The organism is Bacillus sp. YH3-2-B2, from assembly GCF_053663335.1.
Genome location: NZ_JBSJQE010000002.1, coordinates 413536 through 432745, shown reverse-complemented (window position 1 = coordinate 432745; position 19210 = coordinate 413536). Strand labels below are relative to the sequence as shown.

Below are 19210 nucleotides of genomic sequence, written 5' to 3'. Positions count from 1 at the left end.
GGTAAACAGGCCGGCGGGAAACCGGCCGGAGAGGGATTAAAATAAGAAATAACGCTGTCCTAACGGAACATAACTGACGGGCTGGCATGCCAGCTCTTCTCCGTCGGCGAACACCTGATAGGTTTTCGGATCGACATGTATATTCGGCATCGCGTCATTCAGCTTCATGTCGAGCTTACTCAGCTTACGGATATTCCGTACGGGAGAAATCATTTTTTCAAGGCCGAGCTTTTCCGGCACACCGTTTGCGATACCGGCCTGGGACATAAATGTAATAGAGGTATTTCGGTTTGCTTTACCGTAGGATGCGTACATCTGCCGCATAAACACGGGCTCAGGCGTCGGAATGGAAGCATTCGGATCTCCCATCTGGGCGCGGGCGATCATGCCGCCTTTGAGCACAAGTTCAGGTTTGACACCGAAGAAAACCGGGTCCCATAGTACAAGGTCTGCAAGCTTTCCTTTTTCAACGGAACCGACTTCATGGCTCAGGCCGTGAGTGACAGCCGGGTTGATCGTGTATTTGGCGATATAGCGTTTGGCGCGCACATTGTCATTGCCGTTTTCTCCTGATAGAGCGCCGCGCTGTTTTTTCATTTTATCGGCGACCTGCCATGTCCGGATAATCACTTCTCCCACCCTGCCCATCGCCTGCGAGTCAGATGACGTCATGCTGATCGCGCCGATATCGTGCAGAATATCCTCCGCCGCGATGGTGGCCGCTCTGATGCGTGAATGACTGAACGCCACGTCTTCAGGCACTTTTGAATCTAAATGATGGCAGACCATCATCATATCAAGATGCTCATCCATCGTGTTGACGGTATATGGAATCGTCGGCGTCGTAGAGGACGGCAGGATATTGGCGTAAGATGCGAGTTTCATAATATCCGGTGCATGGCCTCCGCCGGCTCCCTCTATGTGATATGTATGGATAACCCGGTCGCCGATCGCATCAAGCGTATTTTCTAAAAAGCCCGCTTCATTTATCGTGTCTGTGTGGATCGCCACCTGAATGTCCGCCTCATCCGCTGCTTCCATGCAAGCTTTAATGGCGCTTGGCGTTGATCCCCAATCTTCATGCAGCTTCAGGCCGATCGCGCCTGCTTCCACCTGCTCGATCAGCGGCGCTTTATCGGATGCATTTCCTTTTCCTAAGAAACCGACATTGATCGGAAACTCCTCGGCCGCTTCCAGCATTCTCGACATGTACCATGCACCGGATGTACAAGTCGTCGCTTTACTTCCCGTCGCAGGACCTGTTCCGCCGCCGAGAAGCGTGGTCACGCCTGAAGAAAGCGCGACTTCCATCTGCTGCGGGCAGATAAAGTGGATATGCGTATCCACCCCGCCGGCCGTTACGATTTTCCCTTCGCCGGAAATAACTTCTGTTCCGGCACCGATAATCATGTGCGGGTCCACCCCATCCATCATATCAGGGTTGCCGCTTTTCCCGACGCCGACAATCCGGCCGTCCTTCACCCCGATATCCGCCTTGACGATTCCGGTATAATCCAGGATGACGGCGTTAGTAATGACCAGATCAAGCGCTCCGTCTTTCCCGGTGATACGCCCGTTCTGCCCCATGCCGTCCCGGATTGTTTTCCCTCCGCCGAAAATCATTTCTTCCCCGTAATTCGTGAAGTCTTTTTCGACTTCAATCCATAAATCCGTATCTCCGAGTCTGACTTTGTCTCCCGTTGTCGGTCCGAACAGTTCTGCGTATTGCTCACGTGACATTTTCATCGGATCGCCTCCTCCATCCATCCGGCTTTTTTAAGATTTGACAGCGTCTTCTCTTTTCCCCGCTCATCCATATACGTATCGGCCATGCCGTTGAGGCCTCTGACCGTTTTTCGCCCTCCGATTTCCACGAGCGTGACGGTTTTCTCTTCTCCCGGTTCAAAACGGACAGATGTGCCTGACGGGATATCAAGGCGCATGCCGATTGCTTTGTCCCGATTGAAGGAAAGGGCGCCGTTGGCTTCGGCAAAATGAAAATGCGATCCTACCTGCACTGACCGTGTTCCGTTATTGGTGACTGACACCTCCAGCGTCTTCCGGCCTTCGTTAATGGTGATGGTCCCCTTTGCGACTTGAATCGCTCCCGGCTTCATGACTTCACCTCCGCTTTGATCGGCTGATGAACGGTGACAAGCTTAACCCCGTCCGGGAACGTCGCTTCCACCTGAATGCTGTCCAGCATTTCCGCAACGCCTTCCATAACGTCTTTTTCCGTCAATACATTGCGGCCGGATTCCATCAGCTCCGCAACGCTTTTTCCGTCTCTCGCGCCTTCCATCAGATAACAGGTCAAATATGCGGCGGCTTCGGGATAATTCAGCAGGACGCCGCGCGCCTTCCGTTGCTTAGCGAGCTCTCCCGCCGTAAAAATAAGTAATTTTTCTTGTTCAACCGGTGTCAGTTTCATCTGTATTCCCCCTTAGTGATAGTCAAACACAATCCGCATGGTCATACCGAAACGATGCAGGCGGCCGTCACCCCCTTCACCTCATGAAATGTTAAGTGATAAAAGTTATTCGACGGTGAACGGCCCGATTCCTTTTGCAGAAATGACCGATTTCTCATTTTTTTCTTCAACAAACGTTTAATTAAATGTGAAGAAAGGTTACATTCTTTGTGAATATTATAAAGAAATCGCCGGGGAATTTATAGAATATTTAAAAATTTAGTGAATATTAACCAAACGAACTGGAATTTTTGTCATTTCTCATAACAAAAAGCCCAAAATATTTTGGGCTTTTGCTGTGTTTCACGATCAAATTAATCATCACTGAGTTTATCTTTCGTTTTACCGACACCCTTTTGCAGGCTGCCTTTCGCTTTGTCTTTTTTCCCTTCCGCTTTTAAGTCGGACTTGTTTGCCATGTCGCCTGCTTTGTCCTTTGCTTCCCCTTTCATTTTGTTCATGCTGCCTTTTACTTTGTCTTTTAAACCGTTATCTTCACTCATGATCTCTTCAGCTCCTTTTGTTTTTGTGTACTTGTTTTCTTCCCTTTCAGCCCGAACCCAAACATGTAAACTCTCAATTATTGATTTCACAGCGTTCCCCGTAGCGGATCACTTTGTAAACAGCCAATCCGTCTGACAGCTTATTATCCCCGTATTGCACGGGCAGAAGAGCAAAGAAAACATAATAAGTTGAAAAATAGACAAATTGGTAAAAAAATAAGTTTGGCTCGAGGACATCTTTTATGATCAGCAGATTTATTAAAAAGATAGAAGCGAGATTAAACAGGCAGCCTCCGGAATAGACGAGCGCGCTCGTCAGACGGTTATCTATCCGCAATTCGCCGAACTTGCAGAAAGAATCTATGAAGTAGATACGCCGAACCTGAATCGGCCCTACTTTTAAAAGACGTTTCCCCATTCCGATATCCAATGACGCCTTGCCTCCGAACAGCATGGCCATAAAGCTGTGTCCCGACACATGGATGACAGACACCATCGGGAGAATGATGAGAAATGAAACGAAAAACTTTATCATATCATTAAATCCGAACAACAAATCCCTCCTTCCCATCGTACTTTTTTCCCTCTTTTGCGATTTTTCCGATTTTTTCTATGATCAAACGTCTTGATGTGCATAAAAAAATAACCATCTGCTGATCAGATGGTTAAGAAAATTATATATCGTATAAACACTGTTCTTTTTGAATGTTTTCTCTCATGCGAATCGCTTTTTCATAAAAATACGCCGCTTCTTTATATTGCTCATGTGCGCTTGTGTAAACGGCGGCCTCCAAGGCGAAATCTTCAATATACACATACAGCGATTTTTCATTCATATAGTCAAACACTTCATGAATTAAATCCATATTGAGAGACTCCAAATAAAGCGCTTGTAAAAACTTATACTTCTCTAAACTGAATCGGTCGCCGCGTTCTTTCGCGATCATGATCCCTCTTTCATAATAGGTAAGGGCCGCTTGGTCATCATGCAGCCTGAAAAGGGTGTGCGTTAAGCTGAACAGCGCCTTCGGAAGCTGTTCAAGCTGATGCTCTTCAAAAACGGGAACCGCTTTTCTAAAGTACCGGGCCGCTTCATCCAGATCCCGCTTTTCAGAATAACAATTCCCCAGATTGTAAAGCGAAGACCCGATCAGGCGGGGCTGTCCTTCAAGCAAAGAAAGGCGGAGGGCTTCGTCTAAATGCTCAAGCGCTTTGTCGTAGTTTTTGCAGTCGATGTAGTTTCCTGAGATGACGAAATGGCATTGAATTCTCCGCACTCTGTAAAAATCGTGTTTCATATACGTATCCAGCGCCTGAATCCCGTGATTCATGGAAAAATGAGTCTGCTTCATGACGTAAAACACTTCAGACATCTTGAAATGGAATTCCGCCCTCTCTATATCATCCTCGACAAATGAAAGGAGTTTTTCCGCTTTCCGGTAAAAAGAAATAGCCGCAACATAGTTATTGTGATCGAATTCATACATTCCTCTGAACAAATGGAAATAATACTCAGACAGTCCTGATATACTGTCCGTGCTTTCGATCGTCTTTTGCAGCTCGCTGTACTGAATCTGTGATTGTTCGGTGCATTCCGGCTTGACGTAATCAAGCATAATATGATGGCGGTAGCTGATCAGCTGATAATATAACAGCAGCAGCTGGTCTTCCTCCATACGTTGTATATCCTCATCAATTTCCTCTTTCAGCTTTATGGCATCAGCCGCTTGAAACGCTAAAATGTGCTTGTACCATTTGTTGATCTTGACTCCAACTTGAGATGACGGAATCTCGTATGCGGTCATGCCCCTTTCACAACCTTTTCTAATTTCTATTGGTTATATTTTAACATATTGTATGGCTTTGGAATTGCATAACTTGATTGTCCTGCATCAAAATTCCTATCATATATTTCGGCTGTCACCGGTATTTTTTGAACAGACCGCTCTCATAATGTGAATAAAAAAGCCTGCCCTTGTCCGGGCAAGCTTTTCTTCATCCGCCTATATAAGACATTTCCACTTTCTTTTTCCCATCCGTTTTAGAAAGCGCGCGGTCAATTGAATACTGATCCGTGCGATTTCTCCAGACAGAAGCGATGGATTCCGTCAATTCATCATCGGTCAGACCGCCGCGCACAAGTTTCCGAACATCATAGCCGCTTGACGCAAACAGGCACGTAAACAGCTCGCCTCTCGCCGACAGGCGTGCTCTGTTGCAGGAGGCGCAGAATGCATCCGAGACGGAGGAAATCACGCCGATTTCGCCGGAACCGTCAAGATAGCGGAACCTGGAAGCGACCTCTCCTTTATAATTCGCTTCTATCGGCTCCGTCGGCATGTGCTGGTTGATCAGATCAATAATCTTGGCCTTCGTGATCACGTCTTTTTTATTCCATTGATTCGTATTGCCTACATCCATAAATTCAATAAACCGGAGAATATGACCCTTTTCTTTAAAATAGCGGGCCATCGGCAGGATATCTTTTTCATTGACGCCCTTTTGAACAACCATATTGATTTTCACACCGAGTCCGGCCGCTTTTGCCGCCTCAATGCCCTCAAGCACCTTGTTCACCGAAACGCCGCGGCCGTTAATGGCCTTAAACCGCTCATCCTCTAAAGAATCGAGGCTGACTGTCACTCGATGCAGCCCCGCCTGCTTCAGTTTTTCCGCATACACGGGAAGCAGAGAGCCGTTTGTCGTCATCGCGATATCTTTAAGTCCGGGGATGCGCGCAAGTTTTTTGATCAATTCAGGCATATCTTTTCTCATGAGCGGCTCTCCGCCCGTCAGCCTGATTTTTTCAACGCCGAAGCGGCCGACAAACAGCTTCGCAAGCCGCTCAAGCTCCTCGAAGGAGAGCAATTCCGTCTTTTGTAAAAATGGATAATCCGGTCCGAATAATTCGGCTGGCATACAGTACGTGCATCTGAAGTTGCAGCGGTCGGTTACAGAGATACGAAGATCCCTGAGCGGCCTTTCCCTTTTGTCTGTCACCCGGCGCGTTTCTGTATTCATAAGCCCAAGACCCCTTTCTATTGTTCAACCCGTTCAGGATGTGTGTATACGTTAAATGATCCGTTTCTGACAAAACCGATCGCGGTGATGTTCAGCTCTTCCGCCATTTGCAGCGCGAGCTCCGTCGGCGCCGATTTTGAAATGACAATCGACACGCCGATTTTTGCGGCTTTTAATAAAACCTCTGAGGAAATCCGGCCGCTGAAGACGATCAGCTTGTCACGGACGGGCATTCCGTTTTTCAAACAGCAGCCGTACAGCTTATCCAGCGCGTTGTGGCGCCCGATATCCGTCCTCATCAAGAGCAGCTTTTCCGTATCGCACAGCGCTGCATTATGGACGCCGCCCGTTTCCCGGAATGTGCCGCTTCCGCTTTGCATCTCCTTCATCAGGCGAAGGCACGTCTCAGGAGTTATGGTAATCCAGCTGACGGCGGTTTTGGCCGTTTTCACATCCTGCTGAAAGTAAAAATGGCGGCCTTTCCCGCAGCATGAACCGATGACCCTCTTCGTATAGTCCTTTTGCTCAAGCACTCCGGGATTCGTCAGTTCAACATATGCAAACCCGAGACTTTCATCTATAGTAAAGCTTTTGATCTCTTTTTCAAAACGAATGACGCCTTCTGATGCGAGAAATCCGATGACGAGTTCCTCTAAATGGTCAGGCGTGCAGACGAGCGTAACAAATTCCTGCCCGTTCACCATGACGGTCAGCGGATACTCTGAAACCATCCGATCTGCCGTCTTTGTTAATACCCCTTTTTCATAGCGGTATATGTCTCTTACCGCTGTTGTTTTTTCATCCACTTTTTTTCCCCTCCGCAGTATCCTTCTCTTTTATTCTTCCACAATCCCTGTATTTTGTCGAATTTGCGGTTTAAAAAAAGAGCCCTCTTCGGACTCTATGTTTCGTTGCGATGATGTCTGCTCAAAATGGTGAATAAAATAACTGCGGCGATAATGGCCAATATACTGACGAATATGAAGGCGGCAAGCTTCAGAAAAATCCCCATCAGAACAAAAACGACTGCCGCCAGCACTAATATAATGCCTGCTCCTTTTAACAACAGCGTTCATCTCCTTTTATCCGTATCATTCCCGCGGTTCCGTTTTCTAAACAAAAAAAGACGCCGCGCGGGCGCCCTTTTTTAACCTATTCTTTTGCTAAATCCTTTGCAGCGTCTTCCCAAGCCTGTTTGAACTCGTCCGCGCTGTCAGCTGAGACGTATGTGCCGCCTCCCGCTTCCGCCGCTTTTTCAAGGCTTTCGCTTCCTTTCATGCCGAAGTTGAAGCCGATGATATTGACGACCGTGTTGACATTCGCTTTACGGAGTTTTTGAATTTCGGCCTGAGGATTCCCGCCGCATGTTTCTTCACCGTCTGTGATCAGATATACGACGTTTTTCCCTTTAGCGCCGGCCCGCTCAAATTCTTCACGTGTATCAGAAAGCGCTTTCGCTATCGGTGTCCAGCCGGTCGGTTTAATCTTGCTGAGTGATTGCTCAAATGGAGTCACGGCGTACGGCTGAAGGCCGTATAACGTTTCTGTCGCGTTACATGATACGGCTTTGCCTGAGTTTTTATTATTGCCCTTATGCCCGAATACCCGAAGCATCAGATTCGTGTCTTCAGGAAGAACTTCCGCAAAAGAAGTGACAGACTCTTTCGCAACATCTATTTTACGCTCTCCCCCTGTTTTTTGTATCATGCTCCCGCTTGCGTCAAACAGCACGGCGACATTTGTTTCTTCGTGCTTTTTCTCAGCTGCAAAAACAGGCGATCCGAGTGAAAGCGTCAAAAGTCCGACAATCCCCGCAGTGAACATTTTTTTCATTTCCTTCATTCCTCTCCGTTTGTTTTTGGCCGATGGGCCCCCGGCTCTTCTCTATGCTAGATGAGGAGTATGCAAAAAGATATAGGGCGGGATTCCTTTTGTATAAGCGGCTGTACGCCGTTAAAAATGAACAGAATTATGCGCATCATCCTAAAAAGATTGGATAAATGATGACAGATTTAATGCCTTTTTCGCCCTTTTTGTAATATAAGTCCGGAATCTGATTCTTTTTACAGTTTTCTCTTCATCTTTTCTTGAAACTTTTGTTAAATGGAACATAAAAAAAAGGGCCGCTAAACGGCACCTTTTCTTATTTCGCTAATGAACTCGCTTCCATCGTAAAGATGCGGTTCATATCCTTTTGGCTGTGAGCTTCGTAATATTTTCCTCCGCCCGCACCGGCAATTGCGTGAAGCTGTCCGTTGAAGCCTTCTTTAAAGTCAAAGCCGATCACGTTGACTTTAATATGATGTTTGCGAAGTTCTTTCGCTGTCTTAATAGGATCTCCGCCGCATGTCTCCTCACCGTCTGTCAACAGGTAAACGGATTTAAAGCCGAATTTATGAACGCCGTTAAAAGAAGCCTTCGCATCTTCTAATGCTTTTGCAATCGGTGTCCAGCCCGTAGGCCCGATTCCGTTCAGAGAATTGAGGAAGCTCTGTCTGTCAAACTTTTGGAATCCGTATACACCGCGAATGGATTCACAAGATTGAACTTTGCCGGAGTTTTTATTATTGCCTTCCGAACCGAAAACCGTCATTCTGACCTGTGATGTAGACTTAATTCGATCTGCAAAACGGACGATTTCATCTTTTGCCATATTGTATTTGGAAACGCCGTCAATCCGTTTCGCCATACTGCCGCTTGCATCAAGCAAAATGGCGATATTGTTTTTAAATAAAAATGTCTTCTCGTTTGCATTCTCGGCAGCAAAAGCAGGAGATGCAGCAGTCAGCATCAATCCGAGCATGATTATGAGTGAAAGTGTTTTTTTCATTGCTTCTTCCCCTTTTCAATAGATTTACGTTCAACGCCGAACAATATTTATCGTAAATGAGATGAAAAGGGAAATAAATAGGACGGCGTTCCTCATTATTTTTGCGTATATTCACATAGATGCGGCATTTTTATCAGTGATTTTCACCCGGCGCTCAGCCTTCAGACGGCATTTGTCAGCCTTTAGGCTTTCGTTATATGAGTCTGTTGGTTGCTTTACCGTTTATGGAATAGTTTTCAAAAAAACAGACGCTCATGAAAGCGTCTATTTTTTCGCCATATATTTGTTTAAAAATGAATCTGCTTCGGATATGTCCACTCCCTGATAATAATGCTTGACGATGTCCGCCACGGATTTCCCCTGCTCCGCCATGTAATTGGCCCCGTACTGGCTCATGCCGACGCCGTGGCCGAATCCTTTTGTCGTAATGGTGATGCTGCCGCCGTTCCGTTTCCATTCAAAGTCGGCAGAACGGAGTCCGAGTTTTTCCCGGATGTCTCTTCCCTTCAGCTTTTTGCCGTTTATGACGGCCGTTGCCACTTGATGGCCCGGCGTTCTGGCCGTAATCTGCCCTACCGTGTTTTGCCCCGAGAGCTGCACGCCGAGCTTTTGCTGAAACTCCGGCACACTGAAGGTCTGGGTGGCGAGATATTTCGGCGATTGCTTATCCCACGGACTTTTCACGCTCTTTAAATAAGGAATGGCGCTTGTCCAATAGGCTTCCGCATTTTCCGTATACCCGTTGCTCGTAGAGAAGAAAGATGCCTCAATCGGCTTGTTGTCGTACGTTAAAATCTTTCCTTGCGTGCCGGCGACCGCGTTTGTGATTTTCTTGAGGTTGTGTGCGTACTTAGAACCCCATTCTTTTTTCAGCTGGCTTTTGCTTTGATAGACTTGGAACATTTGCGTATCATCCACCAGTGATCCTTTCGGCGCCTGAACGGCTGAGTCAGCGACCATCAGCCTGACGATGAAGGTCCGGGCGGCGAGCGCCTGGGCTTTTAAGGCTTCCGGTTTAAAGTTTGCGGGCATTTCGGAAGCCACGACACCGATCACGTACTCTTCAAGCGGAATGTTCTCTACAGAATGATTGGATGTCCGATAAACCGGAATGGATACAGGTGATTCTTTCAATGTTTCTGCTCCTTTTGTTTCTCGTGTGGTGTGTGTTGTTTTGTGTCCGGGCTCTCTGTTTACGGCTGCTCCTTTTTCCGCCTGAAACGGAAGAACGAGAATGGTGGGAACAAGAAGAATAAGTATACACAGCCCGGATAGTAGAAATACAATCGGTTTCATATATCAGCTGCCTCCTGCTTGGGATTCGACTCTACTTCATCTTATGGGCAGGGACAAGCTAATATGACTTCCTTTTGGACAGAATCTTATTCCATTTTTCACGCGAAAAACGTATTCTTTTTTGAAAATCAGAGCATAATAATGATGATAAACCATAAAAAAACAGTATGCCAGATTGACATACTGTTTTTACAGCCATTATGCGTTTAGGTCAGTTACGACTTCTTTGCTTTCTTGTTCAGCGGCCGTTTCATCAACGACACGCTCGATGTCAGCGCCGAGAGCCGCAAGTTTTTTATGGAAATTCACATAACCGCGATCCAAGTGCTTCAGTTCCGTGACGCGTGTATGACCTTCAGCCACTAATCCCGCAAGAATCAGCGCCGCGCCCGCACGCAGGTCCGTAGCGGCAACTTCTGCGCCTTGCAGCTGTACAGGACCGTTAATGATCACAGAACGTCCTTCAATTTTAATGTCGCCATTCATCCGGCGGAATTCTTCAGCATGCATAAAACGGTTTTCAAACACAGTTTCAGTAATCATGCTTGTTCCGCTCGCACGGAGAAGCAGCGCCATCATTTGCGACTGCATATCAGTCGGGAATCCTGGGTGAGGCATCGTTTTAATGTCGATCGGCTTCAGCTGGGCTGGACCGATGACACGAAGGCCTTCTCCTTCATCCGTAATTTTGACTCCCATTTCTTCCATTTTCGCAATTAAAGACGTAAGATGCTCAGGAACCGCACCTTTTACTAATACATTTCCTTCCGTGATAGCCGCAGCCACCATGAAAGTACCCGCCTCAATACGGTCAGGAATGATGTTGTGTCTTACGCCGTGAAGCTTCTCGACACCTTCAATTTTAATGGTGCCTGTGCCGGCTCCGCGGATTTTTCCGCCCATCGCATTGATATAGTTCGCTAAGTCAACGATTTCAGGCTCTTTTGCCACGTTTTCAAGCGTTGTTGTTCCTTCAGCTAAAGCAGCTGCCATAATCAAGTTTTCTGTCGCACCCACACTTGGGAAATCTAAATAGATTTTTGCGCCCTGCAGACGGCCTTCCACTTCTGCTTCAATAAAGCCGTTGCCTACTTTGATTTTTGCACCCATTGCTTCAAAGCCTTTTAAATGCTGATCAATCGGTCTTGAGCCGATTGCGCAGCCGCCCGGAAGCGCTACTCTTGAATGACCCGTACGGGCTAACAGAGGGCCCATAACAAGCACTGACGCGCGCATTTTGCGCACATATTCAAAAGGTGCTTCTGTTTCTAAAGCGTAAGAAGCGTTTACGGTAACTTCATTATTCTCAAAATGCACATCTGCTCCTAAATGACGCAACACTTCATTAATTGTATATACATCGGAGAGCGTAGGTACATCACATATTACGCTTTTTTCTTCACTTGCTAATAAAGATGCAGCGATAACTGGTAAAACGGCATTTTTTGCTCCTTCAACTTTCACTGTGCCGTTTAACTTCTGACCGCCGCGGACGATGATTTTTTCCAAGGTATTCCCCTCCGCGTCCCTATATTCTCTATATTAATATTCAGTCGTCACGATTGGTGTGCCAACCGTAACGGTATGTTTTCCGCCCATTCCCGCACTTCTAAGCGCAACTTGCACATTCATCTTATGTTTCGATGTCATGATGTAATCTGTCCACTTATATGTAAATGCAGAAACAGAAACGAAATGAGGCTCAACTACATGTTCAACTGGACTTGCTTCAAATTCTTTCATGAGCTGTTCTGCTTTTTTTTGCAAAACAATACTCATATTATCATTTAAATGACCCTTTAGACAAGTAAAAATAAATACTTTATTTTGAAATATGTCATGTGCCTGCCGTTCAAACTGTTCATATGTATCATTCCAGTTTTCCGGTTGCTCCGGGCTCATTTGCTCATATAATAAATACGAAGTTGGGTTCTGGTTTTTGAGGGTAGTGACGAGCTGCAGTTTAAAAGTTGTGTGATTTTTTTTGTCAGAATACGTGCCGACGGCCTTTACGATTTTATCTTCCCGCGCGGATTCCCAATGATATTGCGGATACTGCGTCTTCAGTTCTTTTACCTTGTCATCAAATTCACTCAGTGACAGGTTCAGATTTTTTTTCGCATGAAGCGTCCATTCATCCACAGTGACCTGCTGCCGCTCCATTCCTTCGGCAATCTGGGCAAGCGGAGACAGCTCACTTGCATGAATGGAATGAAATACCGCTATTAAGGCGCTTAAAAAAACAAAAAACAAGATGATGCGGCCTGCTCTTTTTTTCTTCATATCGATCTCTCCCCCTTACTCCCATTTTTGCCGGAGCCGGGGAAAGCAATACATGGAAAACTTCGTCAAAACTCGCCAAGCGGGTGAAGAAAAATTGGTTTCTCACCCAGCGATTCCCTTCATTTCAACAGACGAAACATCTTAAAATAAGTATGGAAGCTGTTTCGAATAGGTAAGATAATCTAAAAAGAAGTTGGCGACTGCCGTACCGATCGCAATGGTAAGAAGAATGATCAGCAGCCTCGCCTGCACTATTTTTCCTTTTCGGATCAGCGGATCAAAGTTGACGGCCTGAAGCGCCCACCATGTCACCGCAATGCATACCAGGTGAACCAGGATGCTGATTGCGGCCTGCTGCCCCAATACATTCACAAATTCCATCTCCTTTCATTTTTTCCGCCCCTCATATCCTCTCTTATTATATAAGAAGAAGAGAGAAAGATGATCATTTTTACATCAGAATTTTTATCCAAAATTAGGGGCAATCCCCGCTTAAATGTCCGTTCTCCGGTATGATATACTTTTTTGGAAAGGAGATGGGAATATGAATCATTCCTTTTTTCATCCGGAAAAGCAGTATGGAGAAACACTTCCCGTATTTGACCACGAGTGGGAAGCGATAGCATTCTACTATGATTATAGACAGTCTCAAACAGAGGAACTGAAAGAATTATGTCAGTTTTTCAACATTTCTCTTGATTATTCACCCGGCAGCCTGCTGGCAGTGGAAGCTCTTTACTTCCGCAGCATAAAAGAGCTGCTTTTGGCGGATTGGAACCTGCCGATTGACGAATTTGAGAAAATGCTCAGTGTGTATGTCATCGATTGCGCCATCAGACATCATGACGATGCCGAATGGGTCGTCAAACCTTATCCGTATACGGACGGCGCTTATACGACGGGTGTGCGGAGAGGAAACAAAACGTGGCACACCGACAACTGCTGCGAACATTTATATCTGCAAAAAGAAGAGGATCATCCGCTTATCGGCGTCTATGAATCTCTTATGCGTTAATATAGAAAAAGAATCCTTCTCAGACAGCCGAGAAGGATTCTTTTTTAGTTTCCTGCAACATCCAATCTGTTTACAGCCCGCTGTAACGCAAGCTCAGCCCGACGAATGTCAGTATCATCTGATCGTTTGTTCAAACGGTCTTCCGCCCGCTTTTTCGCAGCAAGGGCGCGCTCTTTATCAATGCTTTCCGCTGTTTCAGCGGCTTGTGCAAGGATAGTGACCTGATCAGGACGGACTTCTAAAAATCCGCCGCTGACAGCCGCCAATTCGGTCTGCCCGTCTTTTTTAAGGCGGACAGCGCCGATTTTAAGCGGAGCCACGGTCGGAATATGGCCAGGCAGGATACCGAGATCACCGCTCTCGGCTCTTACACTCACCATTTCAATATCAGCATCATATACTGGGCCGTCGGGAGTAACGATATTGACTTTAACGGTCTTCATGCTTTTACCCTCCTAGGACCAGATTAAACTTCTACACCCATCTCTTTTGCATTCTCAATGACTTCTTCAATGCGTCCCACAAGACGGAATGCATCTTCCGGAAGATGGTCATATTTACCGGAAAGGATTTCTTTAAAACCTCGTACCGTTTCTTTAACAGGCACGTAAGAACCCTTTTGTCCCGTAAACTGCTCAGCTACGTGGAAGTTTTGAGAAAGGAAGAACTGGATACGGCGTGCGCGGTGAACGACAAGCTTGTCTTCTTCACCTAATTCGTCCATACCGAGAATCGCGATAATATCCTGAAGTTCTTTGTAACGCTGAAGCGTTGACTGGACTTCACGCGCCACCGCATAATGCTCTTCTCCGACAATTTCCGGAGCAAGCGCGCGGGAAGTGGAAGCCAGCGGATCAACCGCAGGGTAGATACCCATTTCAGTTAATTTACGCTCAAGGTTAGTCGTTGCATCCAAGTGAGCGAACGTTGTCGCCGGAGCCGGGTCTGTGTAGTCATCGGCAGGCACGTAGATCGCCTGGATAGATGTAACTGAACCAACGTTTGTAGACGTAATACGCTCTTGAAGCTGACCCATTTCTGTCGCAAGCGTCGGCTGATAACCAACCGCAGAAGGCATACGGCCGAGAAGCGCGGAAACCTCTGAACCCGCTTGTGTGAAACGGAAAATGTTATCGATAAAGAACAGTACGTCCTGTCCTTGTTTATCACGGAAATGCTCAGCCATTGTAAGACCCGTCAGTGCTACACGCATACGTGCGCCCGGCGGCTCGTTCATTTGTCCGAAGACCATGGCTGTTTTCTTGATAACGCCTGAATCGCTCATTTCGTAGAAAAGGTCGTTCCCTTCACGAGTACGCTCTCCTACACCGGCGAATACGGAAATACCGCCGTGCTCTTGCGCGATGTTGTTGATTAATTCCTGGATTAATACGGTTTTACCTACGCCGGCGCCGCCGAACAATCCGATTTTACCGCCCTTGATGTAAGGAGCGAGCAGGTCAACAACCTTAATTCCAGTTTCAAGAATTTCAACCTCAGTTGAAAGCTCATCGAATGAAGGAGCTGATCTGTGGATCGGGTCCTTTTGAGCATCCGCAGGCAGCGGTTCATTTAAATCAATTTTATCTCCCAGTACGTTAAATACGCGTCCGAGAGTCACATCACCGACAGGAACGGAAATCGGCGCACCTGTATCAACGGCTTCCATTCCGCGCTGAATTCCGTCCGTAGATGCCATGGCAATTGTACGGACTGTATCATCGCCTAAATGAAGAGCAACCTCTAGCGTTAGGTCGATGCCTACTTCATTTTCGCCTGTAGCTGGCTGTGAAACTTTAATCGCATTATAAATCGCAGGCAAGTGGCCGTCCTCGAAACGTACGTCGACAACCGGTCCAAGCACCTGACTTACGCGTCCTTTCTTCATCGCTATCCCTCCTGACAAAATCTTTCTATTCTAAAGCGGCTGCACCGCCGACAATTTCGGTAATTTCTTGTGTAATCGCCGCTTGACGCGCGCGGTTATATGAAAGCGAAAGTGAATCAATGAGTTCTTTCGCATTATCAGTCGCATTTTTCATTGCTGTCATTCTCGCAGCGTGTTCACTTGCTTTACTGTCAAGAAGCGCGCCGTAAATTAAGCTTTCCGCATATTGAGGAAGCAGCACTTCGAGCACCTCTTCTTCATCCGGTTCGAACTCGTAAGAAGCCGTGCGCTTCCCGCCGCTCGTTCCGAAATCCGTTAAAGGCAGCACTTTTTTCTCCGTCACTTCCTGTGAAATCGCACTGACGAAATGGTTATACACCAAATGCAGTTCATCAAATGCGCCGTCGATAAACATTTGAACCGTCTGACGGGTCAAATCTTTAATCTGAGCAAAAGTGACCTCGTCGCCAAGCCCCACTAACTCAGACAAAATCGGCATCTCCCGTTTTTTGAAGAAATCGCGGCCGACTCTGCCGATTGCAATCACCGTGTATTCATCTTTAGACTGATGGCGTTCTTGAATGGTGCGGTAAGCGTTTCGCAAAACCGAACTGTTAAACGCACCCGCAAGCCCGCGGTCAGACGTAATGACGAGATACGCCGTCTTTTTCACTTCTCTTGAGACAAGCATCGGGTGTTTCGCGTTTTTCGCGCCTTTTCCGACGTTAAACACAACCTCCTGGATCTTATCCATATACGGAGCAAATGACTTCGCGTTGGTTTCCGCACGGTTCAGCTTCGCAGCGGATACCATCTGCATGGCTTTTGTAATCTGGCTTGTTTTTTTCGTTGACGTGATCCTTGACTTAATATCGCGTAATGAGGCCAAAGATTTCACCACCTTTATTCTTCATTTGCGTAAAAAGAGAGAAAAAGAGAACCTTTTTCTCTCATCTTCTAAGGGTTAGTTGCTTGGTGCAAATGTGCGTTTGAAGCCTTCGATTGCAGCTTTGAAGTCTTCATCAGCAGGAAGGTTTCCTGTTTTCGCAATGCCGTCAAGCAGATCTTTATGGTTTTGATCAAGGTACATGTAGTACTCTTCTTCAAAACGTCTGATATCCGCAACCGGAATATCATCAAGATATCCTTTTGTCAGCGCATAAAGAATGGCTACCTGTTTTTCAACCGGAAGCGGCTTATTCAAGTCTTGTTTCAGCACTTCAACTGTACGCGCACCGCGGTTCAGTTTCGCCTGAGTCGCCTGGTCAAGATCAGATCCGAATTGGGCGAATGCTTCAAGTTCACGGTATGAAGCAAGGTCAAGACGCAATGTTCCCGCTACCTTTTTCATCGCTTTGATTTGGGCTGACCCGCCGACACGGGATACGGATAATCCGGCATTGATCGCAGGACGCACGCCTGAGAAGAATAGGTCGGATTGAAGGAAAATCTGTCCGTCAGTAATGGAAATGACGTTTGTCGGAATATAAGCGGAGATATCTCCTGCTTGTGTTTCGACGAACGGCAGCGCCGTAATTGATCCTGCGCCTTTAGCGTCACTCAGCTTGGCTGCGCGCTCAAGCAGACGGGAGTGAAGATAGAATACATCCCCAGGGAATGCTTCACGGCCCGGCGGACGGCGAAGAAGCAATGACAGCTCACGGTAAGCGGCTGCTTGTTTGGATAAATCATCATATACGACGAGAACGTGCTTGCCGTTGTACATGAATTCTTCACCCATTGTCACCCCTGCATACGGTGCAAGGTAAAGAAGCGGAGCCGGCTGTGAAGCGGACGCCGTCACGACAATCGTGTAATCAAGCGCGCCATGCTTACGAAGTGTTTCCACCACGCCGCGCACTGTAGATTCTTTTTGGCCGATCGCTACGTACACACAGATCATGTCTTGATCTTTTTGGTTTAAGATTGTATCAATCGCAACAGATGTTTTACCTGTCTGACGGTCCCCGATAATCAGCTCACGCTGTCCGCGGCCGATCGGAATTAACGCGTCAATCGCTTTGATACCCGTTTGCAGCGGCTCATGTACCGATTTACGGTCCATTACGCCTGGAGCCTGGCTTTCGATCGGACGTGTTTTGCTTGTCAGAATCGGACCCAGTCCGTCTACCGGCTGTCCGAGCGGGTTGACGATACGTCCGATTAATTCTTCACCTACAGGAACTTCCATGATGCGGCCCGTTCTTTTGACCTCATCACCTTCGCGGATATCTCTGTAAGGTCCTAAGATAACGATACCTACGTTGGATTCTTCAAGGTTTTGAGCCATACCCAAAACGCCGTTTGAAAACTCAACAAGTTCACCGGCCATACAATTGTCAAGGCCGTGTACACGCGCAATACCGTCTCCGACTTGGATGACTGTACCTACGTCATGAACTTCAATTTCAGATTGGTAATTTTGAATTTGCTGCTTTATCAGCGTGCTAATCTCTTCAGCTTTGATGCTCACTTAGGTTTCACCCCTTCTATCGATTTCCTCCGGCAAGTTGACGTTCCATGCGCTCAAGCTTTCCGCTTACGCTTCCGTCATAAATCCGGTTTCCAATGCGGACTTTAATGCCGCCTATTAAATCCGTCTGCACTTCATTTCTGATTCTGAGCGAAGCGATTCCGGCTTTTTTTGCAAACACTTGAGACAATGATAACATTTCCGCTTCTGACAGCGGTTTTACTGAATAAACAACCGCGTCCTCTGTCTGACGGGCCTGATTGGCAAGTTTGATAAACTCGTCTGTGAGATCAGGCACAATCGAAGACCGGCGGCGGTCAATCAGAAGAAAAATCGTATGCAGCACAGACTCAGACAGTGCGCCGAACGATTGCTGAATCAGCTCTTTTTTCTTAGCGGCCGATACCTTCGGATGGCTTAACACTTCCTGTAATCCGGCTTCGTTCCGGAACACTTCTTTTAGTACGGTAAGCTCTTCTTCGATTTCATTGATTTGAGAAGTCTCAACGGCAATGTCGAAAAGCGCTGACGCGTATCGTTTAGAGACAGCAGATCCACTCATCGGCTTTCTCCTACCTCTTTAAGATAGTCCTGAATCAGTTGTTCCTGGGCTTGTTCATCAAGCTCTTTTTCAATCACTTTCGATGCGATTAAGACAGAAAGTGATGCGACTTGCTCGCGAAGTGCGGAAACCGCTTGTTCTTTTTCTTTGACAATTTCGGTTCTCGCCGCTTCTTTCAATCTTTCAGACTCGGCGCGTGCAGCCTGGATAATGTCTTCCTTCTGCTTTTCACCCAGTTTTTTCGCATTTTCAATGAGTGATTGTGATTCCTGTTTCGCTTCTTTTAAAAGAACGCGCTGCTCTTCAATCAGCTTCTGCGCTTCTTTATTTCTTTCTTCAGCGGACGTAATTTCGCCGGCGATATGATCTTCACGCTGTTTCATTATATTTAATAGCGGTCCCAGAGCGAATTTCTTGAGAAGCGCTAATAAAACTAACATAGCTAACAATTGGAATAGGATATCTCCGCCGTTAAACGACAGTCCTAATTCAAGAGGTAATTGAGACATCTACTACGGCAACTCCCTTCTGCAGGTTTTCTCTGCTGATAAAAAGCCGTTTCGGGACGGCCTGCTTATCAGACATAAAGCAATGGCGAAGGTTCTCTTAGAGTGATCTTCGCCATTTTTAGTTCATATAAGGCTTTTTTGCTTAGCCAAAGAACGCTAAGAACGCGATAACGACAGCGATAATCGGAAGGGCCTCAACCAATGCGATACCCATGAACATAAGAGTTCTAAGTTCTTTTCCTGCTTCCGGCTGACGGGCGATTCCCTCTACCGTACGTGAAACGATCAGACCGTTACCAATACCTGCACCAAGTGCACCTAAACCGATTGCAATTGCAGCTGCTATTAAATTCATGAAAA

The 19210-nt window shown here is 46.7% G+C and carries 23 protein-coding genes; 1 reads left to right on the top strand and 22 read right to left on the bottom strand.

All coding sequences use genetic code 11. The features are described from left to right. Nucleotides 1–36: 36 nt before the first annotated feature. The 15 genes from ureC to ACWJJX_RS07075 all read right to left on the bottom strand — a co-directional run bounded on the left by ureC (nucleotide 37) and on the right by ACWJJX_RS07075 (nucleotide 12775). Nucleotides 37–1746: an urease subunit alpha gene (gene ureC / locus ACWJJX_RS07145; RefSeq protein ID WP_014305996.1), complete on the bottom strand. Its 1710-nt coding sequence runs from the start codon at nucleotides 1744–1746 to the stop codon at nucleotides 37–39. Beyond that, entirely contained in the window at nucleotides 1743–2117 is a 375-nt protein-coding gene (ureB, locus tag ACWJJX_RS07140) for an urease subunit beta (protein WP_003151199.1), read from the bottom strand. The genes ureC and ureB overlap by 4 nt, the downstream gene beginning before the upstream one ends. After that, complete coding sequence (ureA, locus tag ACWJJX_RS07135; protein ID WP_003151198.1) at nucleotides 2114–2431, bottom strand: urease subunit gamma; 318 nt, start codon at nucleotides 2429–2431, stop codon at nucleotides 2114–2116. Before ureA ends, ureB begins: the two co-directional genes overlap by 4 nt. A 353-nt stretch (nucleotides 2432–2784) precedes the next feature. Then, nucleotides 2785–2973, bottom strand: coding sequence for a CsbD family protein (locus ACWJJX_RS07130; RefSeq protein WP_326355066.1), 189 nt, complete (start codon nucleotides 2971–2973; stop codon nucleotides 2785–2787). Between the two features lie 73 nt (nucleotides 2974–3046). After that, entirely contained in the window at nucleotides 3047–3526 is a 480-nt protein-coding gene (locus ACWJJX_RS07125) for a hypothetical protein (RefSeq protein ID WP_065982538.1), read from the bottom strand. A gap of 121 nt (nucleotides 3527–3647) precedes the next feature. Then, a complete protein-coding gene (locus tag ACWJJX_RS07120; protein WP_053573977.1) occupies nucleotides 3648–4778 on the bottom strand; it encodes a response regulator aspartate phosphatase in 1131 nt (376 codons plus the stop codon). Nucleotides 4779–4968: 190 nt separating this feature from the next. After that, the gene (moaA, locus tag ACWJJX_RS07115; RefSeq protein ID WP_454022851.1) at nucleotides 4969–5994 is read right to left on the bottom strand and encodes a GTP 3',8-cyclase MoaA; all 1026 of its coding nucleotides are present in this window, start codon (nucleotides 5992–5994) and stop codon (nucleotides 4969–4971) included. Nucleotides 5995–6011: 17 nt separating this feature from the next. Then, the gene (gene fdhD / locus ACWJJX_RS07110) at nucleotides 6012–6800 is read right to left on the bottom strand and encodes a formate dehydrogenase accessory sulfurtransferase FdhD (protein ID WP_454022850.1); all 789 of its coding nucleotides are present in this window, start codon (nucleotides 6798–6800) and stop codon (nucleotides 6012–6014) included. A gap of 95 nt (nucleotides 6801–6895) precedes the next feature. Continuing rightward, complete coding sequence (locus tag ACWJJX_RS07105) at nucleotides 6896–7060, bottom strand: hypothetical protein (protein ID WP_007407587.1); 165 nt, start codon at nucleotides 7058–7060, stop codon at nucleotides 6896–6898. Between the two features lie 86 nt (nucleotides 7061–7146). Beyond that, a complete protein-coding gene (locus tag ACWJJX_RS07100) occupies nucleotides 7147–7827 on the bottom strand; it encodes a VWA domain-containing protein (protein WP_015387578.1) in 681 nt (226 codons plus the stop codon). A gap of 310 nt (nucleotides 7828–8137) precedes the next feature. Next, complete coding sequence (locus tag ACWJJX_RS07095; protein ID WP_003151188.1) at nucleotides 8138–8824, bottom strand: VWA domain-containing protein; 687 nt, start codon at nucleotides 8822–8824, stop codon at nucleotides 8138–8140. Nucleotides 8825–9088: 264 nt separating this feature from the next. Continuing rightward, nucleotides 9089–10120: a stage II sporulation protein D gene (gene spoIID / locus ACWJJX_RS07090; RefSeq protein ID WP_454022849.1), complete on the bottom strand. Its 1032-nt coding sequence runs from the start codon at nucleotides 10118–10120 to the stop codon at nucleotides 9089–9091. Between the two features lie 198 nt (nucleotides 10121–10318). Further along, nucleotides 10319–11629, bottom strand: a complete 1311-nt coding sequence (gene murA / locus ACWJJX_RS07085; RefSeq protein WP_007407592.1) for a UDP-N-acetylglucosamine 1-carboxyvinyltransferase — start codon at nucleotides 11627–11629, stop codon at nucleotides 10319–10321. A gap of 33 nt (nucleotides 11630–11662) precedes the next feature. After that, the gene (locus ACWJJX_RS07080) at nucleotides 11663–12403 is read right to left on the bottom strand and encodes a YwmB family TATA-box binding protein (RefSeq protein WP_003151183.1); all 741 of its coding nucleotides are present in this window, start codon (nucleotides 12401–12403) and stop codon (nucleotides 11663–11665) included. A 141-nt stretch (nucleotides 12404–12544) separates the two neighbouring features. Beyond that, nucleotides 12545–12775 carry a DUF1146 family protein gene (locus ACWJJX_RS07075; protein WP_003151181.1) on the bottom strand — a complete coding sequence of 77 codons (231 nt, stop codon included), beginning with the start codon at nucleotides 12773–12775 and terminating at the stop codon, nucleotides 12545–12547. A gap of 172 nt (nucleotides 12776–12947) precedes the next feature. Between ACWJJX_RS07075 and ACWJJX_RS07070 the strand changes: the two genes are divergently transcribed. Further along, a complete protein-coding gene (locus ACWJJX_RS07070; protein WP_003151179.1) occupies nucleotides 12948–13418 on the top strand; it encodes a hypothetical protein in 471 nt (156 codons plus the stop codon). A 44-nt stretch (nucleotides 13419–13462) separates the two neighbouring features. Here ACWJJX_RS07070 and ACWJJX_RS07065 read toward each other — a convergent pair whose 3' ends face one another. The 7 genes from ACWJJX_RS07065 to atpE form a co-directional block, all read right to left on the bottom strand. After that, a complete protein-coding gene (locus tag ACWJJX_RS07065; RefSeq protein WP_003151176.1) occupies nucleotides 13463–13861 on the bottom strand; it encodes a F0F1 ATP synthase subunit epsilon in 399 nt (132 codons plus the stop codon). Nucleotides 13862–13884: 23 nt separating this feature from the next. Continuing rightward, nucleotides 13885–15306, bottom strand: coding sequence for a F0F1 ATP synthase subunit beta (atpD, locus tag ACWJJX_RS07060; protein ID WP_003151173.1), 1422 nt, complete (start codon nucleotides 15304–15306; stop codon nucleotides 13885–13887). A 25-nt stretch (nucleotides 15307–15331) separates the two neighbouring features. After that, nucleotides 15332–16195 (bottom strand): ATP synthase F1 subunit gamma, encoded by an 864-nt coding sequence (atpG, locus tag ACWJJX_RS07055; RefSeq protein WP_003151172.1) that lies wholly within the window; start codon nucleotides 16193–16195, stop codon nucleotides 15332–15334. A 75-nt stretch (nucleotides 16196–16270) separates the two neighbouring features. After that, nucleotides 16271–17779, bottom strand: a complete 1509-nt coding sequence (gene atpA / locus ACWJJX_RS07050; protein WP_003151170.1) for a F0F1 ATP synthase subunit alpha — start codon at nucleotides 17777–17779, stop codon at nucleotides 16271–16273. A 16-nt stretch (nucleotides 17780–17795) separates the two neighbouring features. Next, nucleotides 17796–18341, bottom strand: coding sequence for a F0F1 ATP synthase subunit delta (locus ACWJJX_RS07045; RefSeq protein WP_003151169.1), 546 nt, complete (start codon nucleotides 18339–18341; stop codon nucleotides 17796–17798). Beyond that, nucleotides 18338–18850 (bottom strand): F0F1 ATP synthase subunit B, encoded by a 513-nt coding sequence (atpF, locus tag ACWJJX_RS07040; RefSeq protein ID WP_003151168.1) that lies wholly within the window; start codon nucleotides 18848–18850, stop codon nucleotides 18338–18340. The genes ACWJJX_RS07045 and atpF overlap by 4 nt, the downstream gene beginning before the upstream one ends. A gap of 142 nt (nucleotides 18851–18992) precedes the next feature. Next, a complete protein-coding gene (gene atpE / locus ACWJJX_RS07035) occupies nucleotides 18993–19205 on the bottom strand; it encodes a F0F1 ATP synthase subunit C (RefSeq protein WP_003151167.1) in 213 nt (70 codons plus the stop codon). Between the last annotated feature and the right edge of the window lie 5 nt (nucleotides 19206–19210).